A 22,393-nucleotide genomic window follows, 5' to 3' on the forward strand; every position below is an offset into this window, starting at 1 on the left:
GATGGAAGAGATGACAACCACACCCACCCACAGCAAAAAGTTTGATCCCCGCGATCACCTGATGATTTTCAAGCGCCGCCAGAAGCAGAAAGATGCCCAGGGAAAAGAGAGCTGGATTACGATCGAGGCCGAGTACTTACCCGTGGCATGGCGCATCTACTGGTTCCGCCTGGAAAACCCAACTGGTGTCGTCGATTGCCAGGCCCTGAACATCGATTTCCACGAAGGTATCGCTTTTTTCCAGGCCTTCGTCCAGCGTGAAGACGGCGGCAACGCCCGCCTGCACGGCAGCGAGACCCGCGAAGACTGGAAAGACTTCTGTGAGAAAGCCGAAACCAAGGCCCTCGGCCGCGCCCTGGCCGCCTTAGGCTATGGCACCCAGTTCACCGACCAGGAATTCTTCGAAGGCGAGCGCATCGTCGATAGCCCACTCTATCGCGATCACCCACCCACCACCCAGCCAGCATCAAACCCGCCCGCAGAGCATACCGCGCCCCCTAACGGGGCCAACAATCCCGCTCACCAGCCAGCATCAACACCAAAGGCCACAGCACAACAAATAGCCAGTATCCGTAAACTCTATCAATACCTGCAAAAAAGCATCCCAACCAACATTGCCCAGCTCACCAACGACGAAGCCAAAGAACGCATCCAGGCACTCACCACCGAGTACCACCGCAACAAAAACAATAAATAACCGCGCGCTCTTCTTAACTTCTTAAGCACCTGTTTATTTATAATCAGGTGCTTAACCTCTACGGATAAGCTACCTTTTAAACGCTGCCTTCGCTACTGAACTATATCGCATCCAAGTCTCGCCTCCAGTGCCGCCACCCTCACCTCCAGCGCCTCCACCCTCCCTGCCTGTATCTGCGTCAACACAGCCACGCGATGATGCGCAATCGCCAGAGCCATCACTTGCTCTTCGGTATAAAAGACCTGGGTCCGATCGGCCGGATTCACCTGCGGCACCATCCCCAGCTGCGCCCGCCAGCGCCGCAGCGTCGCCGGATGGATCGCAAACAGCGTGCACAGCTCCCCAACGCGATACCATTTCTGCTGCATCCCTTTCCCTCCCTCCCCCTACCCCTTTCATCAAGTACGTGTAAAGCAGGCATTCCGCACCGGACATCGCTGCGCGCGACTGCATTGATGGGTCGCGCACTGCCTCTCAGGCAATTCGCGCTTGCGTCGAACAGCATGCAGGGCCGTGCGAAAATGAAAAATGCGCTCCAATTGTGGCTGCACCATCTCATGGTCATAGGTCACGCACCAGACCTTGCAGCGCTGAGTATTCTTATTTTCGACAAGTATCAATCCATGCTGTAAATGGAGCAGGTAGAGGTAGAGGTTCAACTGGCGATGCGCCGCCCCTGGGGGGGCTCCCTGTTCATCCAGCTTATCAAAGACTTCTTGCTTGTACCCTTTGATTTCGACGACCATGTGTTCCCCACAATGCTCAATGACGGCATCAGGCGAAAAATACAGGTGGTGTGGCTCATCATAATGGGTCAGGTCTAGCTCAGGATACTTTAAATCGCCCCGATAATAGACGACCTTCCCATAGCGTTCTAGTAGCCTCTGATATTTCTCATGCAGCCGCCAGCCATTATGATAAATCGCGTTGGTATGGTACTCCCAGTTCTGCAGTGCTGGCCTGCTAGCCGCCTGTGGCTCTACAGCCAGCAACACAAGTTGCCGTAGGCAAAAGTCCCCGTCAGCTGCCAGCATCGCCGAAGCATGCGGCAGTCCCACGCGCAAAGGTTTTTCGTGCTCCCATTGCTCAAACATCTCTTGTAGATCCAGCTTAAACAGCTGGGCTGTGGCGCGCATATTTAATTCTTGCTTCATACCCTTCTTTCCCCCTTCCTGAACTGCAACCGCCAGGCTACACCGCTCAAAAAATCGGGAAATGCAGTTCAGCTACATTTCCCAGCCTCACCTCTTGCCTGCCCCCTTAAAACTCAGGGATCGAACCATCGCCCGCGCCCTGCTTGGCTTGTGTGGCCTGTTCCCCACCCTTATCCCTTGCAAGGGGGATGCCCTCGGCGACCGCCGGTGGCAGTGCCTCCAGCAGGCGCTCGCGCAGGCGTTCAGCCGTTGGTGTCATCTGCTGGATCTTGGAATCCAGCGGCCTGGCGATCTTTGGCATGACCACAAAGGTCTTCCCCTGGCCAGTGCCCAGCTGCGTAATCGAGAAATCGTGCTCGGTGATGGCCGCATTCTCGCCATCCTTCATAAACTCGCGAAAGAACTTAAGAACCGCGCCAATTGTGCCAAAGGAGGTCAGTTCCAGCACTCGTACCCCCTGCAGGGGCTTCTCAACTTCTTCACCAACCTCATTTTTCTCTTTATAGCAGACCTTCTCTCCCGTCTTCTGATCAACCACACCATAGACATAGATGGGCAGATAAAAATACATGCTCGGCGCTAGCTTCTTCTCCTGCGCCATGGCAGCACAATGCACGCAGGCCGCGCCAACTTCAGCAGCACAAATAGCATTCACACGCCGTTCGGGCTCCTGATCAAACCTGTTATGCTTCTGAAACACCAGGCATTGTTGCAGAGTCGCCAGCGGCCTGATCAGCGCCTTATGATTCTCTTTGAAAAACAAAAACACGGGACGTTTACTGACTCTCGGGGCACTTGCTTTTGATAGCTCGGCATCAATCAACTCAAGGGGATTTACGGTAGTCGTCATGAAACACAACTCACTTTCCACACAACACTTCATCAGACGAATCAGGCAGAAGAAGCCTGTCATTTTCTACGGGTTATAGAGGATTATACCATCCTTGCAACATGCCGTCAAGACAGTCAATACATCAATACACATACCGACGTATGCAGACTACTGGCCAGATAAAACGCATCCTTTCGAGATGCACCAGACAGTCACGTAACATCGCCCATTCAAATCAAATACCTGAAATAAACAAAATATTAAAATATCTAACTCACACACTTCATGTCATCCCCATTGCATGCTAAAGGATATTGACGCTCCCATATAATCCATAAGCAAAAGCTATTTTTACCCAAATAAATAGCCAAAAAATCCCATCTATACTATTGCAAGTGTTATCATCGTCAAGTAAAATAACTGCACTCTCTACCTGTGATGAAAAAATCTATAGAGAGTTAGAAAGTTAGATCTTAAATGGACACTTTGAATGGCCCCCAGAGCAACCATCCTGATCCTGCATCCTCGCAGTATGTACCTGCTTTCAACCATCATATCAATGAGACTGAATTCACCTATGCAATCACCCGAGCCAATCATCACAAGGTTGAACTGGCAGTGCTCCATGGCGATGCCACCCATCCTCCTCGTTTCAGCATTGCCGTCTATTCGCCACATGATGAACAGCTCCAGCAGATTACTTTGTCCCAGCAAGAAACAACCTGTCTGCAGACACTCTTAAACCAGCCTGAAGTCCAGGAAATCTTGCGGGAAACTCATTAGTCAGCGTCAGCGCAAAAACAAAGGAGGCTCTCTCTTCTCTAAAAGGTGAGTTTCCTTCGTTTCGCTTGCCGCCCTCTACCAATCACTACCACTCGTCGACCGGATGGAGCTCGATCAATTTGTCCAGATCAGAGCGTTTAATCAGGCGCTCACGCGAGCCGGGAAACGACCACTTTTGGATCTTGTCGTCCTGGTGCGTCTTGTTGTAATTATCAACCTTATTGCGAAAGCCGGTGATACTCAACCCTACATACTGGGCTGCCGTCCCCACATTGTAATATTCGACCCCTTTGATGGCGCGTGTGGGCTGGATGCGCTCTTGCTCTCCCATGACTGCCCTTCCCTTCCCATTTTTGCTTTCATACTATGTTACAACCTTGCCAAAGTAACCAACATATAGCACAACATTTGCTAACTATACGCGAATTCCTTTTCTTTGACAATAATAGTGTGCTTTGCCGCATATCCGCATTCTCCTCGCAAGGGCATAGCAAGATCCAACCGGAAAAGGTGTCAAATATCAGTTCAGGGAAGCGAGTGCCCTGTGTTACCAGGTGGCGGCATACCGGTCGCCATTGCCTGGAGCGCGCCATCAAAACGGACCCGGATGCGTGCAATATCTTCTTTCGTATGGTCAGCTGAAGAAAGGCAGGCATACCATTCGGCATTTGCGACCCCTGCCTCAATCCCTCGTGACCCCAGTTCCAACCGAGGATAACCCAATTGCGCCAGCAGGCACAATACCTCATGCGATGCCAGGTGCTCCTCGCACCAGCCACACTCCAACGGGATACCTGGACACGGCCGCGCCACTGGTCGCGAGCAGCGCTCAGATACGCGCCGATTTTGTAAGACAATGTGTGGACAATGTGTTCGTGGTAGCTCTGGCAACGTGACTGGTTGATAAAACCTATCTACCGTATGAGTAAGAGGCTCCTGCCGGGCTACCCTGACCTTTTCTGGCCCGCCCAGCACATCGACGATCCGTGCCACGGTATCGGCAAACAGGTATAGCTCCACCTCTCGTTCCTGCCGGCTCGCAGTAACCGCCTCTTCACCCTCTGGGCTCTCGGCTGCCCCACCAGTCAGTTCAACCGCCTCTTCACCTTCTGGGCTCTCGGCTGCCCCACCAGTCAGTTCAACCACCTCTGGCGGCGCTATGGCCCCAAAACCTGCAGGCGCGCCAGATACTAATCCCCCCTCCACCCATTGGCGCAATGTACACAACGCCCCAGGATCATTCTGCCGCTGTAGCAGTTCATTCGGATCTTTCGCAATCAAGGGGCTCCACCGTATACTCTGCTTCAACGTCCTGAGCCAGTAGTCGGCCCCTTCATCCCCACCAGGATCTTCATCAAATGCCTGCAAAACGACCGAAGTCAGTGCCAGGTCAGCGATCCACCGTCCCAACCTCCCCCTGGTAGTCGATCCCGTAGCCACGCACGCCACCAGGTCGCCCGCCTCCTGCTCCACGCTACAGGCGCACAGCTCTGCCTCAACCATCATCACCGGCTGCCCGCACTGGACCTGGTCGATATTAAACATACCCTCCCCACTCCCAACCACCTGCCCATAATCCTGCCCCTTTGGCATCTGTGGTCGCTTCAAAGCCAACCGCCACAGCAGGTCGCCCTCATACCAGGGCATCAAGATACCCGGCGGAATGCGCACCCCCTGCTTCTCCCGCTGTGCCGGCAGCAACTGCTCCGGATCTAACCCCCAATCCTCAAACCGTCCCAGATACCAGCGCCCATCCTTCCCCAGCGGCACATAGCCAAAGCGCTTCCGCCTGATAATCTCATCCTTCAGCCCCCGCCCGCGCAAATAAGCCAGCATCGCCCACCCATCGACCGTCTCCCACAGCGCCTTCTCCGCATACTCCACCATCAGCCAACCCGACTCCTGCCACTTCGCATGTGGTGGAAACTCCTTCGCATCCATCCCCACCACCAGCAACTTCTCAGCCTCAAAAGAGACATCCAGCAACCCCAACTCCTCCATCGCCTCCCGCCGTGACAGCAACGCATACTCCATCAAAAAATCAATCCCATCCCCATGGCGCCCACACCCCTTCGAACGTACCGCACAGGTATACTGCCCCGTCCCCGGCCTCGTCACAAACCGATCCACCCCCCCACACCACGGACAATTCGAATGAAACTCCCTAACCCCATGCACCACCGCCTCCCCCACCACCACAATCCCCGCATACCGCTCAACCAAACTCTTAATATCATACCGCCGCGAAACCGTCGGCATCCCAACCCCTCCCCTCCCGAAAACGCATCCATAACACGAATTGTACGTGCGGGGCTTGTCCCCGCTTCATCCCTCCCTTCCCGAAAACGCATCCATAACACGAATTGTACGTGCGGGGCTTGCCCCCGCTTCCTCCCTCACCTCAAACCACCAGCGTCACCAAACTATATTTCCCGCTCAACGCATGCGGCGTCACCTCCTTCCTCAGCACCCCCGCCCGCACCATACTATCCATGATCTCCCGCAAATCCTTCAAGCTATATGCCTTCAAATAGCTACTCTTCAGCTGTGCCACCGTAATACTGGCAACCCCCTTATCCGCCAGATAGCCCAACTTCCGAATAATCTCATCCTCAGCTCTAGCCACATCCGATAGCGACTGACTGCAATTCACCTGCCGATACAACTCATGTAGATTTTTACGCAGCAGCTCCGCCAGCTCCTGAGCTTTAGCCCAATGCCGCATATCAATATGATTCTGGTTCTCCAGGCTCGCCATCAGGATCGCCATCCGCATAGCCGTTTCCGGCAACCGTATATAGCTACCATGAAAATCCTCATGCGGAAAATCGACCAGCATCCGTTTGAGGGCCGAGCGATAGCATCTCCAGGCATCATACGCATCGCGCGTAATCGTACAGGCCGTCTCGGGCAGCTCGCTATGCACAATCCGATAGCGAGCTGCCCCTTTGCCCGCGACCTCCTCGCGCACCGGCTCAATCTGGCAATCTGGAATACCCAGGCGCCAGTGCCAATTGCGCAGCGTAGCAACCAGCTCGGTCGGGATCTGCAATTCTCGTGCATCCAGCGGCTGATCCTTATACTGGTCCGCCGGCGCCGCAATAAAGCTAAAGCGGGCCCAGAAACCATCGGTCCAGAAATCAGCGCCCGAGCGAGCATTCTCCTTCAGGTTCGCCGGCGTCATCGAGCCCAGCAGCGGCAGATACGGTTTCTGTATCGGCTCGCCGCCACGGGCAATCGTGCTATTCTCATATTCAGCTGGACAGGCATCCAACGTCAGAAACAGCTCGGAAAAATCAGAGGTCGTGCTCCCCTTCTTAAGCATGCCCTGGACAAACTTCCCAAACTCATCGAAGAAGAGGCCACGTTGTCCGGCCATCGCCAATCGCATCCGGATGCGCTCTTGCTTCTCCACCGGCAGCTCCGCATAGTTCGCCGGTAGCGTATTGCCGGCCATATCACTCATCAGCTTGGCAGGCGAAGCCCGATCGGGCCCCAGCAGATACCCCAGGCCCGCCGCATACAACACATCCTTCGCCACCAGGGCGGTACTCGATTTAGCGAACAGCGACGTGCGTGCACACAGCGCAATCATCACATTGGTATAGATCCGTTTCATATTCAACGGCAAATAAACGCGCCTGGCCGCCACCACCGAAAGCAACCACACCCCACAAAAGACGTGAAAGTCATCATAGCCTTCCGGCGAGGCCGCCCGACTAAAGCGCTCATACACCTCCAGAAATCGGCACGCCTGCTGACCCATTTCCGCCGGCAGACACACATCCTCCGGCAACTCCGGATATCCCGCCTGGGAGCGCTCAGCTCGCACCACATCATCCAGACTCGGGGGCGGCGGTGCTAATAGTTCGGCCAGTGCCTGATTCTGGCTCATCAACGCATCAATCACCAGTTCCAACCCACCGGGATCTCTATGCGACTTCTCATATGCACGCTCAATATTCTGCACCACCGCCTCCCATTCACCCAGCTCAGGACGCCCCTCCGGCCTCTGCCCGGCCCGCAACTGCTGGATATACGCCCGAGCAAGGGATCGCTGTCTCTGCACATGCCCATCTATCGACTCACCCACCATCACCAATATCTCCTTCTACCGCCCCACCACACAGCTCACCGTCACCTCACACCTTGGATCATCCGCATCCACAAACTTCTCTGCCGTCAAGCGCACCACCAGATTATCATTCAACTCCATGCGCGCAAACGCAGCATCCACCACCGCCTTAATCCCTCCATCCACATCCCGCTTCCACAGCGTCGGAAAGAAAAACGCCACATGCACAACCAACGAAACATGCCGCTTACTCCCCCGAATCGCATTGATCAGCGACCAATCCTGATGCGTCGCATCCCCATCAGCCAGCACCAGTGCCGCCTCCGCCTTAAACATCTCCAGAGCCGCCGAAGGCCCGATACGTCCCCGCGCCCCCTTCCGACCAGCCGCCCGCACCACCTGATAACTCTGATTCACCCCTGGCGGCAACGGCAACCGCCCCCGAAAAAACGGCGCACTCGACACCGCCACCACCTCATCCCAACTACTACTCATCTCCTTCGCCAACATAAGAAGTTCCCTTTCTACCTCACATCATCACATCGACAAAACAAACATGTATCTCCGCCGCCTCAATCCCAACTGGATAGCATAACGGGAGAACGCAGCCAGTATATCCTCAACATCTTCAACCAATAAAGTACCAAAATAGCAACGCATCGTCCTCGTGGGCACGATGGGCCATCGGGGCACTCACCGCCGAGGCTCCTATCATCTAGATGAACAACAAAAAGGCCCCGCAACGGTAAAGAATACGCAACCTACCGCGCCGGTCCTATACCCGAAAACCACATCATAAAGGCTTGAGTCCACACCACCCGACAACCAACCCCTCTCCACCAATTTTCGTGCCTGCCATGCCCATCTAGCCCCTCTGGACTGCCGAGCATGAGACACATATATTACACTATACTCATAGTCCCAAATTATCATTTTACGAATGAAAACTTACGTCAATATACGTTAACTTGCGCAAGTTATCATAACAAACAGACACATTGCGACATATACAACCTGTGAACACGCAAAATTAATAAAAAAAAAGAAAGCGAGAGGCAAAAGTATCAGCAAATAATCATGCCTACTATCCAAAAAAGAGAAGAGTGCTAGAGAAGATGCCATCTTCATTAGCACTCTTTGTTTACTAAGCGATGTTCCAATCCTGGCTTAAAACTTCAGCCTGCTTGCTAACTGGTTCTACAATAACTTTATTAAGCGAACGTACTCACACCGCTGCTTAGTCCTAAAAGAATCTAAGCAAGACTCTTTCCTTTACCTTCATAGTGCGTTAAAGCGTACTGAAAGACTTCCAGGCATTGTTGCTCATAGGTGGCCTTATCGTATACTTTCGGCAGTCCATCAAGCACACGCTGAATCGTATCCTGGACATTGCCACTGGTCTCTTGCTTTTTTTGCCAGTCGATGCCTATGTTTTGCCGATCTAAAGAGGCAAGCAGCGCACGCGTTGTGGCTTTGACTTTCTCTTTGTCTTCGGCAGAGAGTTCCGACCCCTGGCGTATAATCAAGTCGAAGATAGCCAGCCCTTCTTCGCTTAAGTCTTCACGCTTGGCGCGCAATTCCTCTTCGTGTACTTTACGCGTGAGGTCTATCAGTTCCTGAGGATAAAGGGAGTTGACGGCACTATTATCGTTGTTTCTATGGACAATTTGGGCCAATGCCTCCTGATAATCAACACGCGTTGGATTTTGTTTGACCATCTGCTCTAGTTTTTGTGAGAGTTGGCTGCGCAGTTGTTCAGCCTTGAGGTTGCTATGTCCCTGGCGCATTGTTTTTGTCAGGGCATCATAATCAATTTTACTCAAGTCAAAATGACCATCGGGTAGATAGGGTGGCGCCACTGACTCATGTACGGCGCCAGTAAGCCTGATTGAATCCGCTACCAGGTCTCTAGCTTGAAAAAGTACGTCCTGAATATCGGCGCCATCGCTGGCAGCCGCAATCTCTTCAGCTACTGTCTGCAATAGATAGACACGTGGACTGTACTGGCCGGCCTGTTTATCTGGCAGGATGGCTTTGTACAGGTTACTGACTTCGCTGGCCTCAGAGAGATAAGACCATTTGCTTTCTTCGCTCACTAGTAGCGCATCTGCTGTATCCAGGATAATCGTGCGCCGCTCGTCCAGCGTCCTGGCTTTTTCCAGGTTTTGCAGGTTAAGCGGGATATCAATACCATACCGCTGGCACACCGTTGCAATCCGAGCCAGGGCACTATCCAGGCGCTTAATAAGCTCACTCTTATCGCCAACCTGAACATCCTGGGGCGCATTCACGTTGCTGGAGGCATAAATGGTGAGGGCCTTGAGCAGTTGATCAAATGAACCAACGTAATCGACAATTAAGCCGGTAATCTTTTCCTGGTCATAGACACGATTGGCACGGGCAATCGTCTGCATGAGGGTATGGCCCTCCATAGGGCGATCCAGGTAGATGGTAGAGAGACAGGGGACATCAAAACCAGTGATCCACATTCCGCATACAAAAACCAGCCTCAGAGCTTTTTTACCCGAAGTGGGCAAGAGGCGCTGATTGTCTTCACGCTTAAAAGACTCCTCAAGGTTCTCGTTGTGCAAACGTTGCATATGAGGCGTAATATCCAGCTCTAGCTCCTCAAAACGCTTATCATCAGGTGAAATATCTGAGATGATGACAGCCATATCTGTGTCACGCATATAAACAATGCGTTTGGCGAGAACCTCGCGCTTGAGGGGTCTGGTTCGCCCTGGTGAAGTGCTTCCAGACGGGTGATCTCTTGCTGCCAGATCCGCTGCACTTTTTCGTACATCCTGATCGCGGTGGGTTTGTCTATGGAAACAACCATAGCTTTGCCCTTGTAGCCTCGCTGCATAAAATGGTTGACGATATCTTCCGCCACCCACTCTAAGCGCTCGTCTTTGGTGAGCAGACTGTATTCTCTGAGTAACTGAATCTTGAGTTTTCTCTCTTGCTCATCATCAAGTTGTTTATCGGCCACCAGGCGTTTCATGGCCTCGGCGAATTCGGGGTCGTTGAGGACCATCTCAGGAGTGTGGTTCTCATAGAAGAGGGGAACCGTAATGCGATCTTTAATTGCATCAGAGAAGTTATAGACGCTGACATATTCGCCAAACCTGGTTCGCGTAGCTTGTTCCTCTTCCTGGATAAGTGGGGTGCCGGTGAAACCGATGAAAGAGGCATTGGGTAAACCATCGAGCATGTTTTGCGCAAAGGTATCATATTGCGTGCGGTGCGCCTCATCAGCAAAAACAACGATATTCTGGCGCAATGATAGGCGAATACTCTGCCCCGCTTTTAAGTCGATAGAATATTTAAGCTCCTCAGGATGCAGTGGCCAACAGGCAGAAAGATATCGTAGATTATATATACTAAAATCGCTGGAGGAATAACATGAGCCATCCTAAAGTTGTTTACTAACCTAGCTACGCGACATGGCGCCTGAGGAACTATCTATCTCTCGCGCAATACAATCCCGCGCCACCAGCGGAGTTTTACAAAATCTTGTGCAAGACTCCACACTATAGTGAGATGACAAAGGCGACCAAGCATCGGACCCCGGCAGCTACCGGACTTGTTGAACACACGCGGAATGACACATGCCGAGTAGACGACTCCGCCAAACTGCCAGCTGCAGAAACAGAACCACAGCAGCTCAGCTTGATCTTACTCAGCTCTGCATGTCTCTATGAGGCGCCAACAAATTAGACGAGACGTCAAGAAAACCAAGATAATAACATAGGTGGCGACACAGGACGACGGATTTAACGTCCTACCTTAATGCGGCAAGCTCGAACGCGTAAGTAATGAAAGTCTCAGAGAATGACGAGAGAGCCGTATGACAGAGACACATACATACTCCTGGCAGTGCTCCAAAGAGTAGACATCAGAAGACTCTTGCAAACTGAGTGACGTACAAATCAACAGGAAGTTCGTTAGATAGTCCCACGGGACGATTACCAATCAAGAAAAAATTAGCCCAGCTGCTGGCGAAATGACCGATCTTAGCGGCATCTCAGAAGGACGATTATACTACGTGTACCAGAAGAGGAACGTACAATGACCGCTGTATCGTTCAGAGTCTCGCGATATCGAGAGGTCATGCGCATACAAGAGAACCCAGGAAATTGCCAGACAAACGCGCAACATCGACATAAGGGGGATATTTACACGAGTGAACAATACCAGTTCGATAGAACAGGCATTACAGTTCAATCCCAGCGACTACGCCAAACTAGACAGGTCAGAAGCAATTGAGTAAGCGGATAAAAAAGTATGTGCAATCCCTCCCTCCGGGTATACTTGTCGCATTATACATAGACGAATAATCGAAATAATGCGAATCAACAGCCAGAGCTCACGATATAAAGGCTGTGGCTGCTCTGAAGCTATGTCTACATCAAGCCTCCAGTCGCAGGCGTCGCAGACCAGCTTGACGCCCTGTCGTGCTTGAGCCCATCTTTGAGCATTGATCAGTATCATAAGAGTCTGAGCCGACGCATATCGCCCAAGCTGCTGGAGGCTCGAGAATCACGACTGTATCCATCAAAGGTCCTCTTCAAGACGTTGCCGCCAAACAGAACACACATTATATTTATAATCGTATCCTAACAGACCGCATACCAAGGTTCAGCTCTGGCTATAATATATCCAGTCACATTAAGACATCGCAGCACGGCAAAAATGCTAGTGGGAACAGATGGCCCAGGGCGTGGAAATCGCTCTTCAGCAAAACACCGCAATCTGAATATCTGATAGCTCCTGAAATGAGTATATCAGACACACGCCCAGCTGGAGAAGCCGCCTGTTCGGATGGTTTTCATAATAGAAGTCAATACAGGCGCCTGACGGCGAAAATGGATAGTGCTGCAAAAAGCATAAGATACCCAGAGCGCCACACTAGGCACATACTTGTATAGACGAGAGCATTATGCGTCTAGCCAACGACTCTAGCAATGTACTGATATCAGAGTCTGAGTCATACGATCTGATCACGAAGAGACAACTATACCCGCGTAGATTAAACGCGAACAAAGGCGGCTTCCAAGCCCAACTGTCAGCCCAACAAGGCCAGGTATTTAATAGACTAGCATCATAAGCATGAGGCTCTATGTGGAGATTATAGAAGCCACATACCATTTACTCTCCGACAAAACGTCAGAAACCGCAAATGGAATACAGTCGCGACAAAATAAAATGATCGAGCACGATAGCGCAGGAGTACTCGAAGATGTCAAGAATTCGCGCAAGCGTGTGCCACAGTAACGTGCACAGACGACCCGCAGTCCCTTTGAGTCTGCGCGACCATATTAACATCTCATAACATAGTTAATCGAGCCGGAACCACGAGACGGGCAAACAGTCTGAGATTTAATCATCAGGGAGGTCCAGCTAGCTTCAAGAAGCACTACGAGCAAACCCATCGCAGTCCATCTTCACAGCAGAGCGGACTACCACTGTACACGCACAGAGACTATAATGTACAGATAGATTTCGCTACGCAAATATTTGTGAGGCGATAAAGGAGTATTTCTTTACATAAGTGCACGCATCCGAGTGAGAGATGCGAAACACATATCGACAGCGAGATTCGTTCAACAGCATTCAGAACTAAGATTCGTGCGTCAGAGAATCAACAATCCTGCAAAGCGTACCAAATGAAGTAGCAACCACCGCTAAGAACTGGTATCTCAAATACATGTGGCGAGTACTATTGCCAGTAGACTGGCTCGGCTCCGTGTTGTTCCTGGACCATCTACGATGGTCGTCCTAGAAAACGGGAAAACCCACACAACACAATGTGTCGAGCGTATCACGTCGGATGAGCACGAAGATAGAAGCCCAACCTTAGCAAGCACATCCAACAATAACACCCATACTTGGAATCTCACGGGATAACAGGTCCAACTACATGATCTGAGGATTCTAATCAGTATGAACACCAAAACGTTACCCGGTTCAAGGTCAACTAAACAATTATCCCAAACTAACCGAGTTATTAGTCAACCGTCACCGCTTGCTATCGACGAGACATTTCTGGAACAACAAGAAACTACATCACCCTCGAGTCGCCCAACGATACAATGAAATACGCACCTATAGAAAGCAACAACAACTCATCAAAAATACCCGAGGCGACAAAAAACGTGCACGTGTGTGCCTCTCGATGACAGTTGAGAATAAAGCACCCGAAAAGCAACCGAAGGCACAGAAAGGCTTATTACGTCTTCCCGCGTCGACGAGCAAGAAATTGCCGACCAGACAGATTCAGTACTCGCGTGCAGAGCCAAACCCAAAGCTAAACTTCACACAATCTCTTGGAAGATAACATCTAGTGCGCACGCCAGACTCAGTTCTTACGGCGGATACGAAACTCATGGACGCATTGCCATTTGGCGTAGCACGTCATAAGAGCAAGCTCAGCAGGGAAGAGCCATCATACGGCTAGCCAAATCAACATTCCTAGCGCGAAACATACATTCAGCAACATGACGGAACAAGCCGTGTGTCGACAACCGAAAACGCACACAAGAAAGACTAACTAACAGCTAAGCGTGTGCCTAACACACACAGAACAGCACCAGCACAGTAGATGGACACCAGAAATCGAATCGGATTTTTAGAAATCCAGGAAGAGCCATACAAAACGGAACACTTAAGCTCAGCGACACACAGCAAACGCAATCAGACTGTGCACCCTAGCATGCAGGGAACCAGTACTCTACACGCACGCTCTCTCGATTCTAAATAAGGCATCAAGAGAATCAAGGTGCCAAAAAAGGCGAGAGCAGATTAAGAAAGCACAAGGAGAGACTAGGAATTCAAAAAAGTGAAACGCACGTAGACAACCAGCTAGAATACTGAACAGAAGGTAGTCTTGCAAGAGGCCGAATACTACCTGAGAGCACCGACTATAGCATTCGTTACGCCTCTACAATATTAGAAATCAATATGAACAATCCACTAACAAACGGCCAATTCGATGGGATTAGCGATACCATAAATAGGCCATCCAGCGCTCAATCTTATAGAGGCGCGATAAATATCTTCCGCATATAACCACCTTCATGTTTTGTTACTGGACAGATTAGAAGTACAACACAGTAAAAAAGTAACGCCAGACGCAGATAAACCAGAAGAACATCAATGGTGCAATACCCATAGACCCAGACGCCAGTCAATCAAGCAAACCCAGAAATTTGCTCATGGCATGATACCACTGGAGAAGCAAGAAAAAAACATGGACTGACGAGACCGGAACAGTAACGAACAACTGCAGAAGACACCAACACAACCTTAACAGGACTGGTTGTCATTCTCCCATGCCTCCTCTACCTCTGACTCGCCTCAAACTGGATCGTAGTCAAGTATAGCTTATTTTGTATCTATCATCAAATGTGGCCCGATCTTCCTATCAGAAGAAAAGTCACCTATAGAAGAAAACGCAGCGGCAAGCGCAACATCCAAAAGAACACTTGCCGACTCTTTTAAACGCTGCATCGCCCAGGCCACCCTATTCATCCCACAGCGAATGCCATGTCAAACTCTTCGCATCAATCGGCCGCACCGCCTCCCCCGATGGCTCAACCCGCGCCACCTTCGCTCCCACCGCAGCCATCACCAGATCCCCACCCTTATCTGCCCCCATCTCCTCCACAGGCTCATTTTCCACCCACGAAGAAACATCTATCTCCCCCGAGATGAGCCTCGGCAACAGCAGATCACGCGTCCGGCGCAAGTTGGCGTTTCTAGAAGTCAGATTCGCTTTCGTCCGAAAAATAGCTTTAGTGTAATCTTCAAATTTCTTGCGAAGCATATCATTAGGCAACAAAAAGGGCAAAGAATATGCTTGATGACGATTCAACCCAGGTACGGCAGCATCATTATTAATGAAATTTTGTCTGAGCAAATTATAGTATACGTAATACAAGGAAATTTCTGAGCACACAAAAAAAACAGTATCAATAGGATAAAAACCTAGATCAGACAAAAAAACACTACCCACATTTCCTTTTCTACCAACAATGATACCTGGACCATCTACAAGTTTCTCATTATGAAAACCTACAATGCCACCAGAACCATAAACTGGTACATCTCCAGCAATCCGATCATCAGCTTTCAAAGCTTTGCCATAAGCTAGCTCCACAACATCTCCCAATTTCTTCACCTTCCACCCCTCAGGTATCATTCCCAACGGCGACTCCACCATCTTCACATCTTCATGTCCAGGAAAACGGAAATTGACAAACCACTCCTGATAGAGCATACGCGCCATCTCCTCCAAAATAGCGATGCGCCGCGTATTGTTCTCGATTAGATCATCATAGGCCGAAAGAATACCCGCAATCTTCTTTTGGATCGGTAGAGGTGGAACACGTACAGGAAACTTAGGAAATGAGATAATAGGTATTCTATCTACAGTAGAACCTGAAATAATATTACTAGAGATTGTTTTACGCCATTCATCACTAAAGAAGTAGTAAAACAAAAAACGCGTGTCAATTTTATGCGGATTTGGACGAATTAGCGCTAACCTACGACCGAGACAGCCTCTGAAGCCTTCAGGAATGATTGCATAACGATTTAAAGTAGCTTCATAAGTAAAAACAATATCATCTTTTCGAGGCAATACACGTTTAGTCCATTTAGGAAATTCCTCTTCCGAAATAAGCCTTTTCTCAACTAAATCCAATCGACCATCTTCAGTAATATTGCCAATACCTAGAAATATTGCTCCTTCAGAAGAAGGTTTAGGAGTTGCATGAGGACCATCATATATACCAAAGCATACAGATTCTATAGGCTCTAATTTCCAATCAATTTCTCTCGGCATTATTTGAATCATCCTCTTCTAATAACCGATTCACATTCTCACTGATCTGAGCTTCTAAATCATGCGCCTCAACATTCAGGGTTTCAAGTTCTTCATTGAGCTCTTGCAGCTTTTCTTTGAAGATAAAGTCGTCGGGGGCGCGCTCGGCAACGCCTACATAGCGGCCTGGATTGAGGCTCCAACCTTGCTTTTTGATATCTTCAATGGTGGCGACTTTACAGCGTCCCGCCACATCGACATACACACCATCGGGGAAGGTTGCTTTAACCAGTTCTTCGCTGCCTTTGCTATATTCGGGCGGCTCACCCCGATAGAGACGAACAATGTTGGCGATAAATTCAATCTGTTCCGGTGTAAATTCGCGGTGGGCGCGGTCAATCTGCCGGTAGATGTCGCGAGCATCGATAAAGAGCACCTTGTCGCGGCGCTCGCCATCGCGTTTGCCTTTGTCAAGGAACCAGAGAGTACAGGGGAGAGTGACAGTATAGAAGAAATTTGAGCCCACCGAAACCATAACATCAACGCTATAGTCCTCGATCAATCGCTGGCGGATCTCTTGCTCCGAAGCGCGCGCATCGCTGGCCGAGTTCGGCATCACAAAGCCAGCGCGCCCCGTCTTCTTAAGAGCGCTATAAAACATCTGTATCCACAGATAGTTACCATTATCAACCCTGGGAATGCCAAAGGGATAGCGATTATTGTTAAGGCGAGCCTTCTCCACTCCATTCACATTAAAAGGAGGATTCGCCATCACAAAATCAAAGTGGCCAATCGAATCATGATGATCCTCATAATAGCTATTGCCATCTTTGACATCACCAGCCAGACCATGGACGGCCAGATTCATCTTACACAGCCGCGCCGTACCCAGAGTCTTTTCCTGTCCATAAATAGAGATATCGTGGTTCGGCTTCCCCTCCCGGGTATGCTCACGCACAAACTGCGCGCTCTGTACAAACATACCACCCGAGCCACAGGCGGGATCCAGGATCATACCCTGAAATGGCTCAATAATCTCCACGATCAGCTTGACCAGCGAGGTTGGCGTATAAAACTCACCGCCATGCTGCCCCTCTTTCAAGGCAAACTTACTCAAAAAATACTCATAGATACGCCCAAACGGATCGCCTTCCATATCCGGATCAAAAGAGATAATCGAGAAGCTGCGCAACAGTCCACCCAGGGTCCGATTATCCAGATCGTTATAGCCCTGTGTCGGCAACGAACCACTCAAATCAGGATTCTTCGCCTCAATCAAGGCCATAGCTTTATTCACCGCCTCCGGGCGTTTATCCTGATCGGTCAATCCAAGGAGATAGCCATACTGCGCCTCAGGCTCCAAATAGATCGCCCCCTGAGCATGATAGGCAGACGGACCAGGCACATAGCGACTCCCCATCACCGGCTCATGCTCCGCCTCTAGCTGAGCCTTCACCTTTTGAAACTTATTATCAGCGAACTTCAAAAAGATCAACCCCAACACCGGCACCGAATACTCAGAAGCCCGCAAATGCGTATTCGCCCGCAACGCATCCGCCGAGTCCCATAGCCTATCTTCAATCTCAAAAATATTTGGTAACACAGCACGATCCCTTTCTCATGGTGGAAATGCACTACAAGTATAGCAGAAGTTAAGACGGCAGAAAAGAGATTAAACCACCTCTATACACCCAATTAAATATATCAAACTGAATACTATCTAATTCTGGTGGAAGGCAAACACAGTACAATAACAAATAGGAAAGGGACGTTAGCTGTAGATGTGGAGCATCCTTATAGATTAATTTTTGAACCAGCAAATGACCCAACTCCAAAGAAAGCTGATGGTGATTTAGATTGGACAAACGTAACAGTGATTAGAGTTCTTGCAGTAGAGGATTATCATGACTAATATTCTGCAAAACGAGTATCGACCTGATTATGTTTCCGCACCAGGAGAAACTCTTTTAGAAACCTTAAACGCGATGGGTATGTCACAAGCAGAGCTTGCAAAGCGCATGGAACGCCCCATCAAAACAATTAACGAGATCATTCAAGGAAAAGCTACAATCACAGCTGAAACGGCACTACAACTAGAGCGCGTCTTACGCATACCTGCATCTTTCTGGTTAAAGAGAGAGCAACGCTATCGTGAGTCCCTGGCAAGGTAGAGCTCAACTCGTGGTTCTAAATAACTACTCCCTGCTAATACACATCTGCAGGGAGTAGTTGTTCTGTTGTATTGACTGGTGATGATCGCTTAAAATGGTGCAGCGCAAAAGCAAATGTGCAAAGAGGAAGGCCACGGCTCACCGCTGCCCCCTTTTGTCCGTGTCACCAGCTACCCCAGCCATCGCACAAACATTGTTTATAATCGCTTTTCATCATTCCATCGAGTAATAACCACTATAAGAGCCTGAAATAACTTCATGAACAGCTTAACTAGCTAGAATTTAGAAAAAAATTAGTGTATTATAAGCCGCTCCTCATCTTCCGCCGCAACAACAACGTCATGCTCATTTTTCCCAACAGGTATATCATTCATTAATTTCATAGTGGAACCTGAATATAGTAATACATAGTTAAAGAAATTCAAATCAAAAAAGTATGCTTAAAATTCATTTGCCCTTATAAGGAGATTAGCATTATTTATAGTAAATGATCAATAAGTAATTATTAACATCCTAAAGTATGTTATGATCGCCATGCGCACCACACTCCAGTTGAAGCATAGCAGCGCATGGTGGCCGATCTGTGGCACTTTCCTAGCCATCTACATCTGGCGACCAGATCTATGCTGAAGAAGGACAAACAGGCAAACAAAGGGCCTGGCGTCATCTATATTATATTTAAACTATTGCATCAATCTACTTTTTACTAGAAAAGATACGCTCTTAGCACATTTATATCATAAAATTGACATATAGCATCTAAAATTGTATATTTTTCATGTAGATCCAAATTTTCCTGATGCCTTTACACATCTGATCTTTACAGCCGTATAACGAAAGGAATCGTATAGTGACTGTTAGACACATGAAAGCAATATTTCTGCTTCTCGCCTTACTGCTAGTAGCTGGCTGCAACAATCCGGCCAGTACCCAAAAAACCGCAAAACCTCCCACGCCAGCCAAAGACATATCTCCTGTCTTTTATGGTTTTGATGCATCAACAACAAGCACGCTCAATTCCTACAAGGTACAATCCGGACACATCAAGATACAGAAAAGTTATCCCTTGGATGGCGCCGACTACAATAGAAACATCAAATTGACCACGGATATCCTTTATACCACCACAGATCACAGCATATCAGCGACCCGCTTAAGTGATGGCAAAGTAATATGGAATGAGCCGCTCAACAATAAACCTGCCAGCGATCCAGTGGTAACGAAAGATACCGTCTATATAGCAGTACTCGGCGGCCAATCCTCGGCCATCTCAGATGACCAACCCCTGGTTATGTATGCATTTAATATCCAGGATGGCTCACTAAGATGGCGTCAAAACCTTCCCTTGCAAACAACGGATGAATTAGGGATAGTTCAGAACGATACGAGCATTCAGAGCACCGAGGTGAGCAACAATATCCTCTACATGGGAACAAGCTATGGAGCGGCAGCATTTGATCTCACCAGTCACAAATTAGTCTGGTATCACCATGAATATGCAGCGTACAATTTCGATAAGCTCAATCTAGCTTCTGATGCCCTCTATCTTCAAGCCGCCCTGGGTGATCATACGCTCTATGTATTAGATCCGCAGACTGGAAAAACCATTTGGAGCTATGATACTTTAACCACGAACAAGGAGGATTTTTCGAATCCATTTAGCATTGTACTCACACCTGACTTCAATATATATGAATACAACAACCAGGTTGTAAGAGAGGTCGACAGGCTTACGGGCAAGGCAGGATGGGAAATTCAATATCGCCAACTAACCGACAGTAATGATATCAGTAAAATGCTTGTTGGAGATCAGGGAATTTACTTCAAAACAGGACCAGGCGGAGGTGATATCCTGGCACTTAACACCAAAGATGGTTCAAAGCTATGGACAAATCAAAGCACCGACTCTTATCAATCCCTCGCGATTGGACAGGGACACATATATGCCCTTGGCCCACAAACGCTCTACGCCTACAATTCACACACAGGAGCATTGCTTTGGAAGCAAACGGTCGATGCCAGTAACATGGAGATTAATACAACAAAAAATAACCTATACATGACTGACGCGAATAGCCTTATCACATCATCAATAGCCAATAATGTTACTAGCTTTGATCCTGCCGCAGGTAAAATACTCTGGTCGACACAAAATTCGCAAATTATTAAATCAACATTCCCATAGTTATCAGCATTTCTGACCAAATTGCATATTTCCAATCATTTTGTACAAACAACGAGGCGAGAGGACAGCCTCAAGCACGCCCCAGTTTATCCTCTCGTCTCGGCATTGAAATGCATCACATATCACAGAATGGAAGGCCAAAATAGAGAAAAATATTTTTTCTTGGTTCCCCCTCCTTCCCCCCTAAAAGACATAGGCCCCTTCAAATACCTCATTTTCAACATCATCTTCTATACGTAACAAGCAAGCACACTGAATGTAGAGACAACAAATTGCACCCCATGAAACCAGTCACAGGTGAGATGCAAAACACCTGCTCTCTTTCTCTTTAAATACAGAGCTCATGTATACCCGCTTCCTACTTATGAGCCTTATGGGAGCGTATAAACATAGCCAGCTGATAAGCCCCCATACACGCACAATACGCAGCAAACGAGAAATGGTAAACGACTCGATTATGCTCTGTAACCATAGCTTCGTAACATTCAACCATCACACCCATAAATAATATCAGGGCACCAATCAACCAGAGATAATACCACTTGTTCTTCCACATCGTTTCATTCTTCCATACACACTCATCACATGCTCTCCATCACGAGTGCGCACTCTCCACGAGTTCGGCCCGCACCAATTCCAGGATGCGCCCCAGCCAGTTGCGTCCCTGGTCCAGGGCGCCCCAATAGCGGCTGCGATCCTGACCATTCAGGAGGCGTCCATCACCCGTAGCCATCAACCGCTCAGCCAGGTCAGGATGCTGCTGAAACTTCGCTCGCACCAGGCGCGTCATCACCGCCAGGCGCACCACATTCCAATCGGCTCGCAGCGGCGCCTGCTGCCCTATCTTTTGTGCTTCCCCCGCCGTCTGCGCCTGGATGATCTGCTCCCGCGCATCCGCATCAGTCGTCGCCAACGCCCAATAGGCATGTTCCACCGTCGCATACACGCGTCCATCGAGCGTGATCGGAGCGGGATAGTCATTGGCCAGATACAGTGCTTCACCCTTCGGTGCTTGAAAGCGCACGACCGAAGGGCTGGCCGTCACCGGAGCATCTTGCCAACGCGTGGCCGCGGCTCGAAAGCGCTGATCCTCCGCCTTACTCCGGCGAAAATACTCCATCGCCGCCTCATGGTCAGCCTCCTCCACGGGATCTTCAGGCGTCCCATCCGGCCTCACCGTCACCGACTCACCAATAGGAGTCAGTATCGTACGCAGCGGCCAGTCCTTCGCATCCTGATCATGGAGCAAAAACCGGCGCTGATGCTCTGGCACGGCCAGATACGCCTCCCGCAGCACCGCCAGCCGCTCAGCATCCTGTGCCTCCACATAGCGATCAAGCGCCGCCAGGCACCGCTCTTCCAGCGTTGGCCGCCCCGCCAGATACTCAATCTCATCCGCGACTTCCGCGATCAAACCCTCCGCCGTAATCATCGTCCACGGCTCATCAAATTCCCACATCACCAGATCATCAGCATGCCCCCGCGCGCCCTGTGGAAAAGTCGTCGCCACCCACCCCGATGCCACCTGCTGACGAAACGTCGCCAGATCCACCAGCCCCCAGCAATCAATCATCCCATCGGCATACACCTTCAGATCACTCAAAAAATACGTCCCATTCCTGATAAAGACATGGCGCCAGCTCCCCGAATCCGCTCCCCATCCTCTACC

At 49.7% G+C, this 22,393-nt stretch carries 15 protein-coding genes and 1 pseudogene; 4 read left to right on the top strand and 12 right to left on the bottom strand.

What is annotated here, in order from left to right; translation table 11 throughout:
• The first annotated feature begins 10 nt into the window (after window positions 1-10).
• Complete coding sequence (locus EL645_RS06280; RefSeq protein WP_126549228.1) at window positions 11-697, top strand: hypothetical protein; 687 nt, start codon at window positions 11-13, stop codon at window positions 695-697.
• A 92-nt stretch (window positions 698-789) separates the two neighbouring features.
• Here EL645_RS06280 and EL645_RS06285 read toward each other — a convergent pair whose 3' ends face one another.
• The 3 genes from EL645_RS06285 to EL645_RS06295 form a co-directional block, all read right to left on the bottom strand.
• Window positions 790-1,065 carry a MerR family transcriptional regulator gene (locus EL645_RS06285; protein ID WP_126549229.1) on the bottom strand — a complete coding sequence of 92 codons (276 nt, stop codon included), beginning with the start codon at window positions 1,063-1,065 and terminating at the stop codon, window positions 790-792.
• A 30-nt stretch (window positions 1,066-1,095) separates the two neighbouring features.
• Window positions 1,096-1,851 carry a PD-(D/E)XK nuclease family protein gene (locus EL645_RS06290; RefSeq protein WP_126549230.1) on the bottom strand — a complete coding sequence of 252 codons (756 nt, stop codon included), beginning with the start codon at window positions 1,849-1,851 and terminating at the stop codon, window positions 1,096-1,098.
• Between the two features lie 106 nt (window positions 1,852-1,957).
• A complete protein-coding gene (locus EL645_RS06295; RefSeq protein ID WP_126549231.1) occupies window positions 1,958-2,701 on the bottom strand; it encodes a hypothetical protein in 744 nt (247 codons plus the stop codon).
• A gap of 459 nt (window positions 2,702-3,160) precedes the next feature.
• On the opposite strand from EL645_RS06295, the gene EL645_RS06300 reads away from it, so the two are divergent.
• The gene (locus tag EL645_RS06300; RefSeq protein WP_126549232.1) at window positions 3,161-3,466 is read left to right on the top strand and encodes a hypothetical protein; all 306 of its coding nucleotides are present in this window, start codon (window positions 3,161-3,163) and stop codon (window positions 3,464-3,466) included.
• Between the two features lie 85 nt (window positions 3,467-3,551).
• Here the strand turns inward: EL645_RS06300 and EL645_RS06305 are convergent, their stop codons facing one another.
• The 8 genes from EL645_RS06305 to EL645_RS06340 form a co-directional block, all read right to left on the bottom strand.
• On the bottom strand, window positions 3,552-3,797 hold the full coding sequence (locus EL645_RS06305) for a hypothetical protein (protein ID WP_126549233.1): 246 nt from the start codon (window positions 3,795-3,797) through the stop codon (window positions 3,552-3,554).
• A gap of 194 nt (window positions 3,798-3,991) precedes the next feature.
• Window positions 3,992-5,725 carry a DNA primase gene (locus EL645_RS06310; RefSeq protein WP_126549234.1) on the bottom strand — a complete coding sequence of 578 codons (1,734 nt, stop codon included), beginning with the start codon at window positions 5,723-5,725 and terminating at the stop codon, window positions 3,992-3,994.
• A gap of 142 nt (window positions 5,726-5,867) precedes the next feature.
• Window positions 5,868-7,562 (bottom strand): DUF3987 domain-containing protein, encoded by a 1,695-nt coding sequence (locus EL645_RS06315; RefSeq protein WP_126549235.1) that lies wholly within the window; start codon window positions 7,560-7,562, stop codon window positions 5,868-5,870.
• Window positions 7,563-7,577: 15 nt separating this feature from the next.
• On the bottom strand, window positions 7,578-8,051 hold the full coding sequence (locus EL645_RS43980) for a RusA family crossover junction endodeoxyribonuclease (protein WP_126549236.1): 474 nt from the start codon (window positions 8,049-8,051) through the stop codon (window positions 7,578-7,580).
• A 743-nt stretch (window positions 8,052-8,794) separates the two neighbouring features.
• Window positions 8,795-10,231 (bottom strand): type I restriction enzyme endonuclease domain-containing protein, encoded by a 1,437-nt coding sequence (locus tag EL645_RS06325; RefSeq protein ID WP_126549237.1) that lies wholly within the window; start codon window positions 10,229-10,231, stop codon window positions 8,795-8,797.
• Entirely contained in the window at window positions 10,162-10,923 is a 762-nt protein-coding gene (locus EL645_RS06330) for a DEAD/DEAH box helicase family protein (RefSeq protein WP_126549238.1), read from the bottom strand. Before EL645_RS06330 ends, EL645_RS06325 begins: the two co-directional genes overlap by 70 nt.
• 4,143 nt (window positions 10,924-15,066) lie before the next feature.
• Window positions 15,067-16,389 carry a restriction endonuclease subunit S gene (locus tag EL645_RS40770; RefSeq protein WP_218031765.1) on the bottom strand — a complete coding sequence of 441 codons (1,323 nt, stop codon included), beginning with the start codon at window positions 16,387-16,389 and terminating at the stop codon, window positions 15,067-15,069.
• On the bottom strand, window positions 16,373-17,971 hold the full coding sequence (locus EL645_RS06340; RefSeq protein ID WP_126549239.1) for a type I restriction-modification system subunit M: 1,599 nt from the start codon (window positions 17,969-17,971) through the stop codon (window positions 16,373-16,375). Before EL645_RS06340 ends, EL645_RS40770 begins: the two co-directional genes overlap by 17 nt.
• Window positions 17,972-18,272: 301 nt before the next feature.
• On the opposite strand from EL645_RS06340, the pseudogene EL645_RS06350 reads away from it, so the two are divergent.
• Window positions 18,273-18,536, top strand: a pseudogene (locus tag EL645_RS06350) (HigA family addiction module antitoxin); the annotation flags it as partial.
• A gap of 853 nt (window positions 18,537-19,389) precedes the next feature.
• The gene (locus EL645_RS06355) at window positions 19,390-20,724 is read left to right on the top strand and encodes an outer membrane protein assembly factor BamB family protein (protein ID WP_136625177.1); all 1,335 of its coding nucleotides are present in this window, start codon (window positions 19,390-19,392) and stop codon (window positions 20,722-20,724) included.
• A 595-nt stretch (window positions 20,725-21,319) separates the two neighbouring features.
• Here EL645_RS06355 and EL645_RS06360 read toward each other — a convergent pair.
• Window positions 21,320-22,327 carry an NADAR family protein gene (locus EL645_RS06360; protein WP_161977171.1) on the bottom strand — a complete coding sequence of 336 codons (1,008 nt, stop codon included), beginning with the start codon at window positions 22,325-22,327 and terminating at the stop codon, window positions 21,320-21,322.
• Window positions 22,328-22,393: the final 66 nt, after the last annotated feature.

It is taken from the genome of Dictyobacter kobayashii (assembly GCF_003967555.1).
Lineage (GTDB): Bacteria > Chloroflexota > Ktedonobacteria > Ktedonobacterales > Ktedonobacteraceae > Dictyobacter > Dictyobacter kobayashii.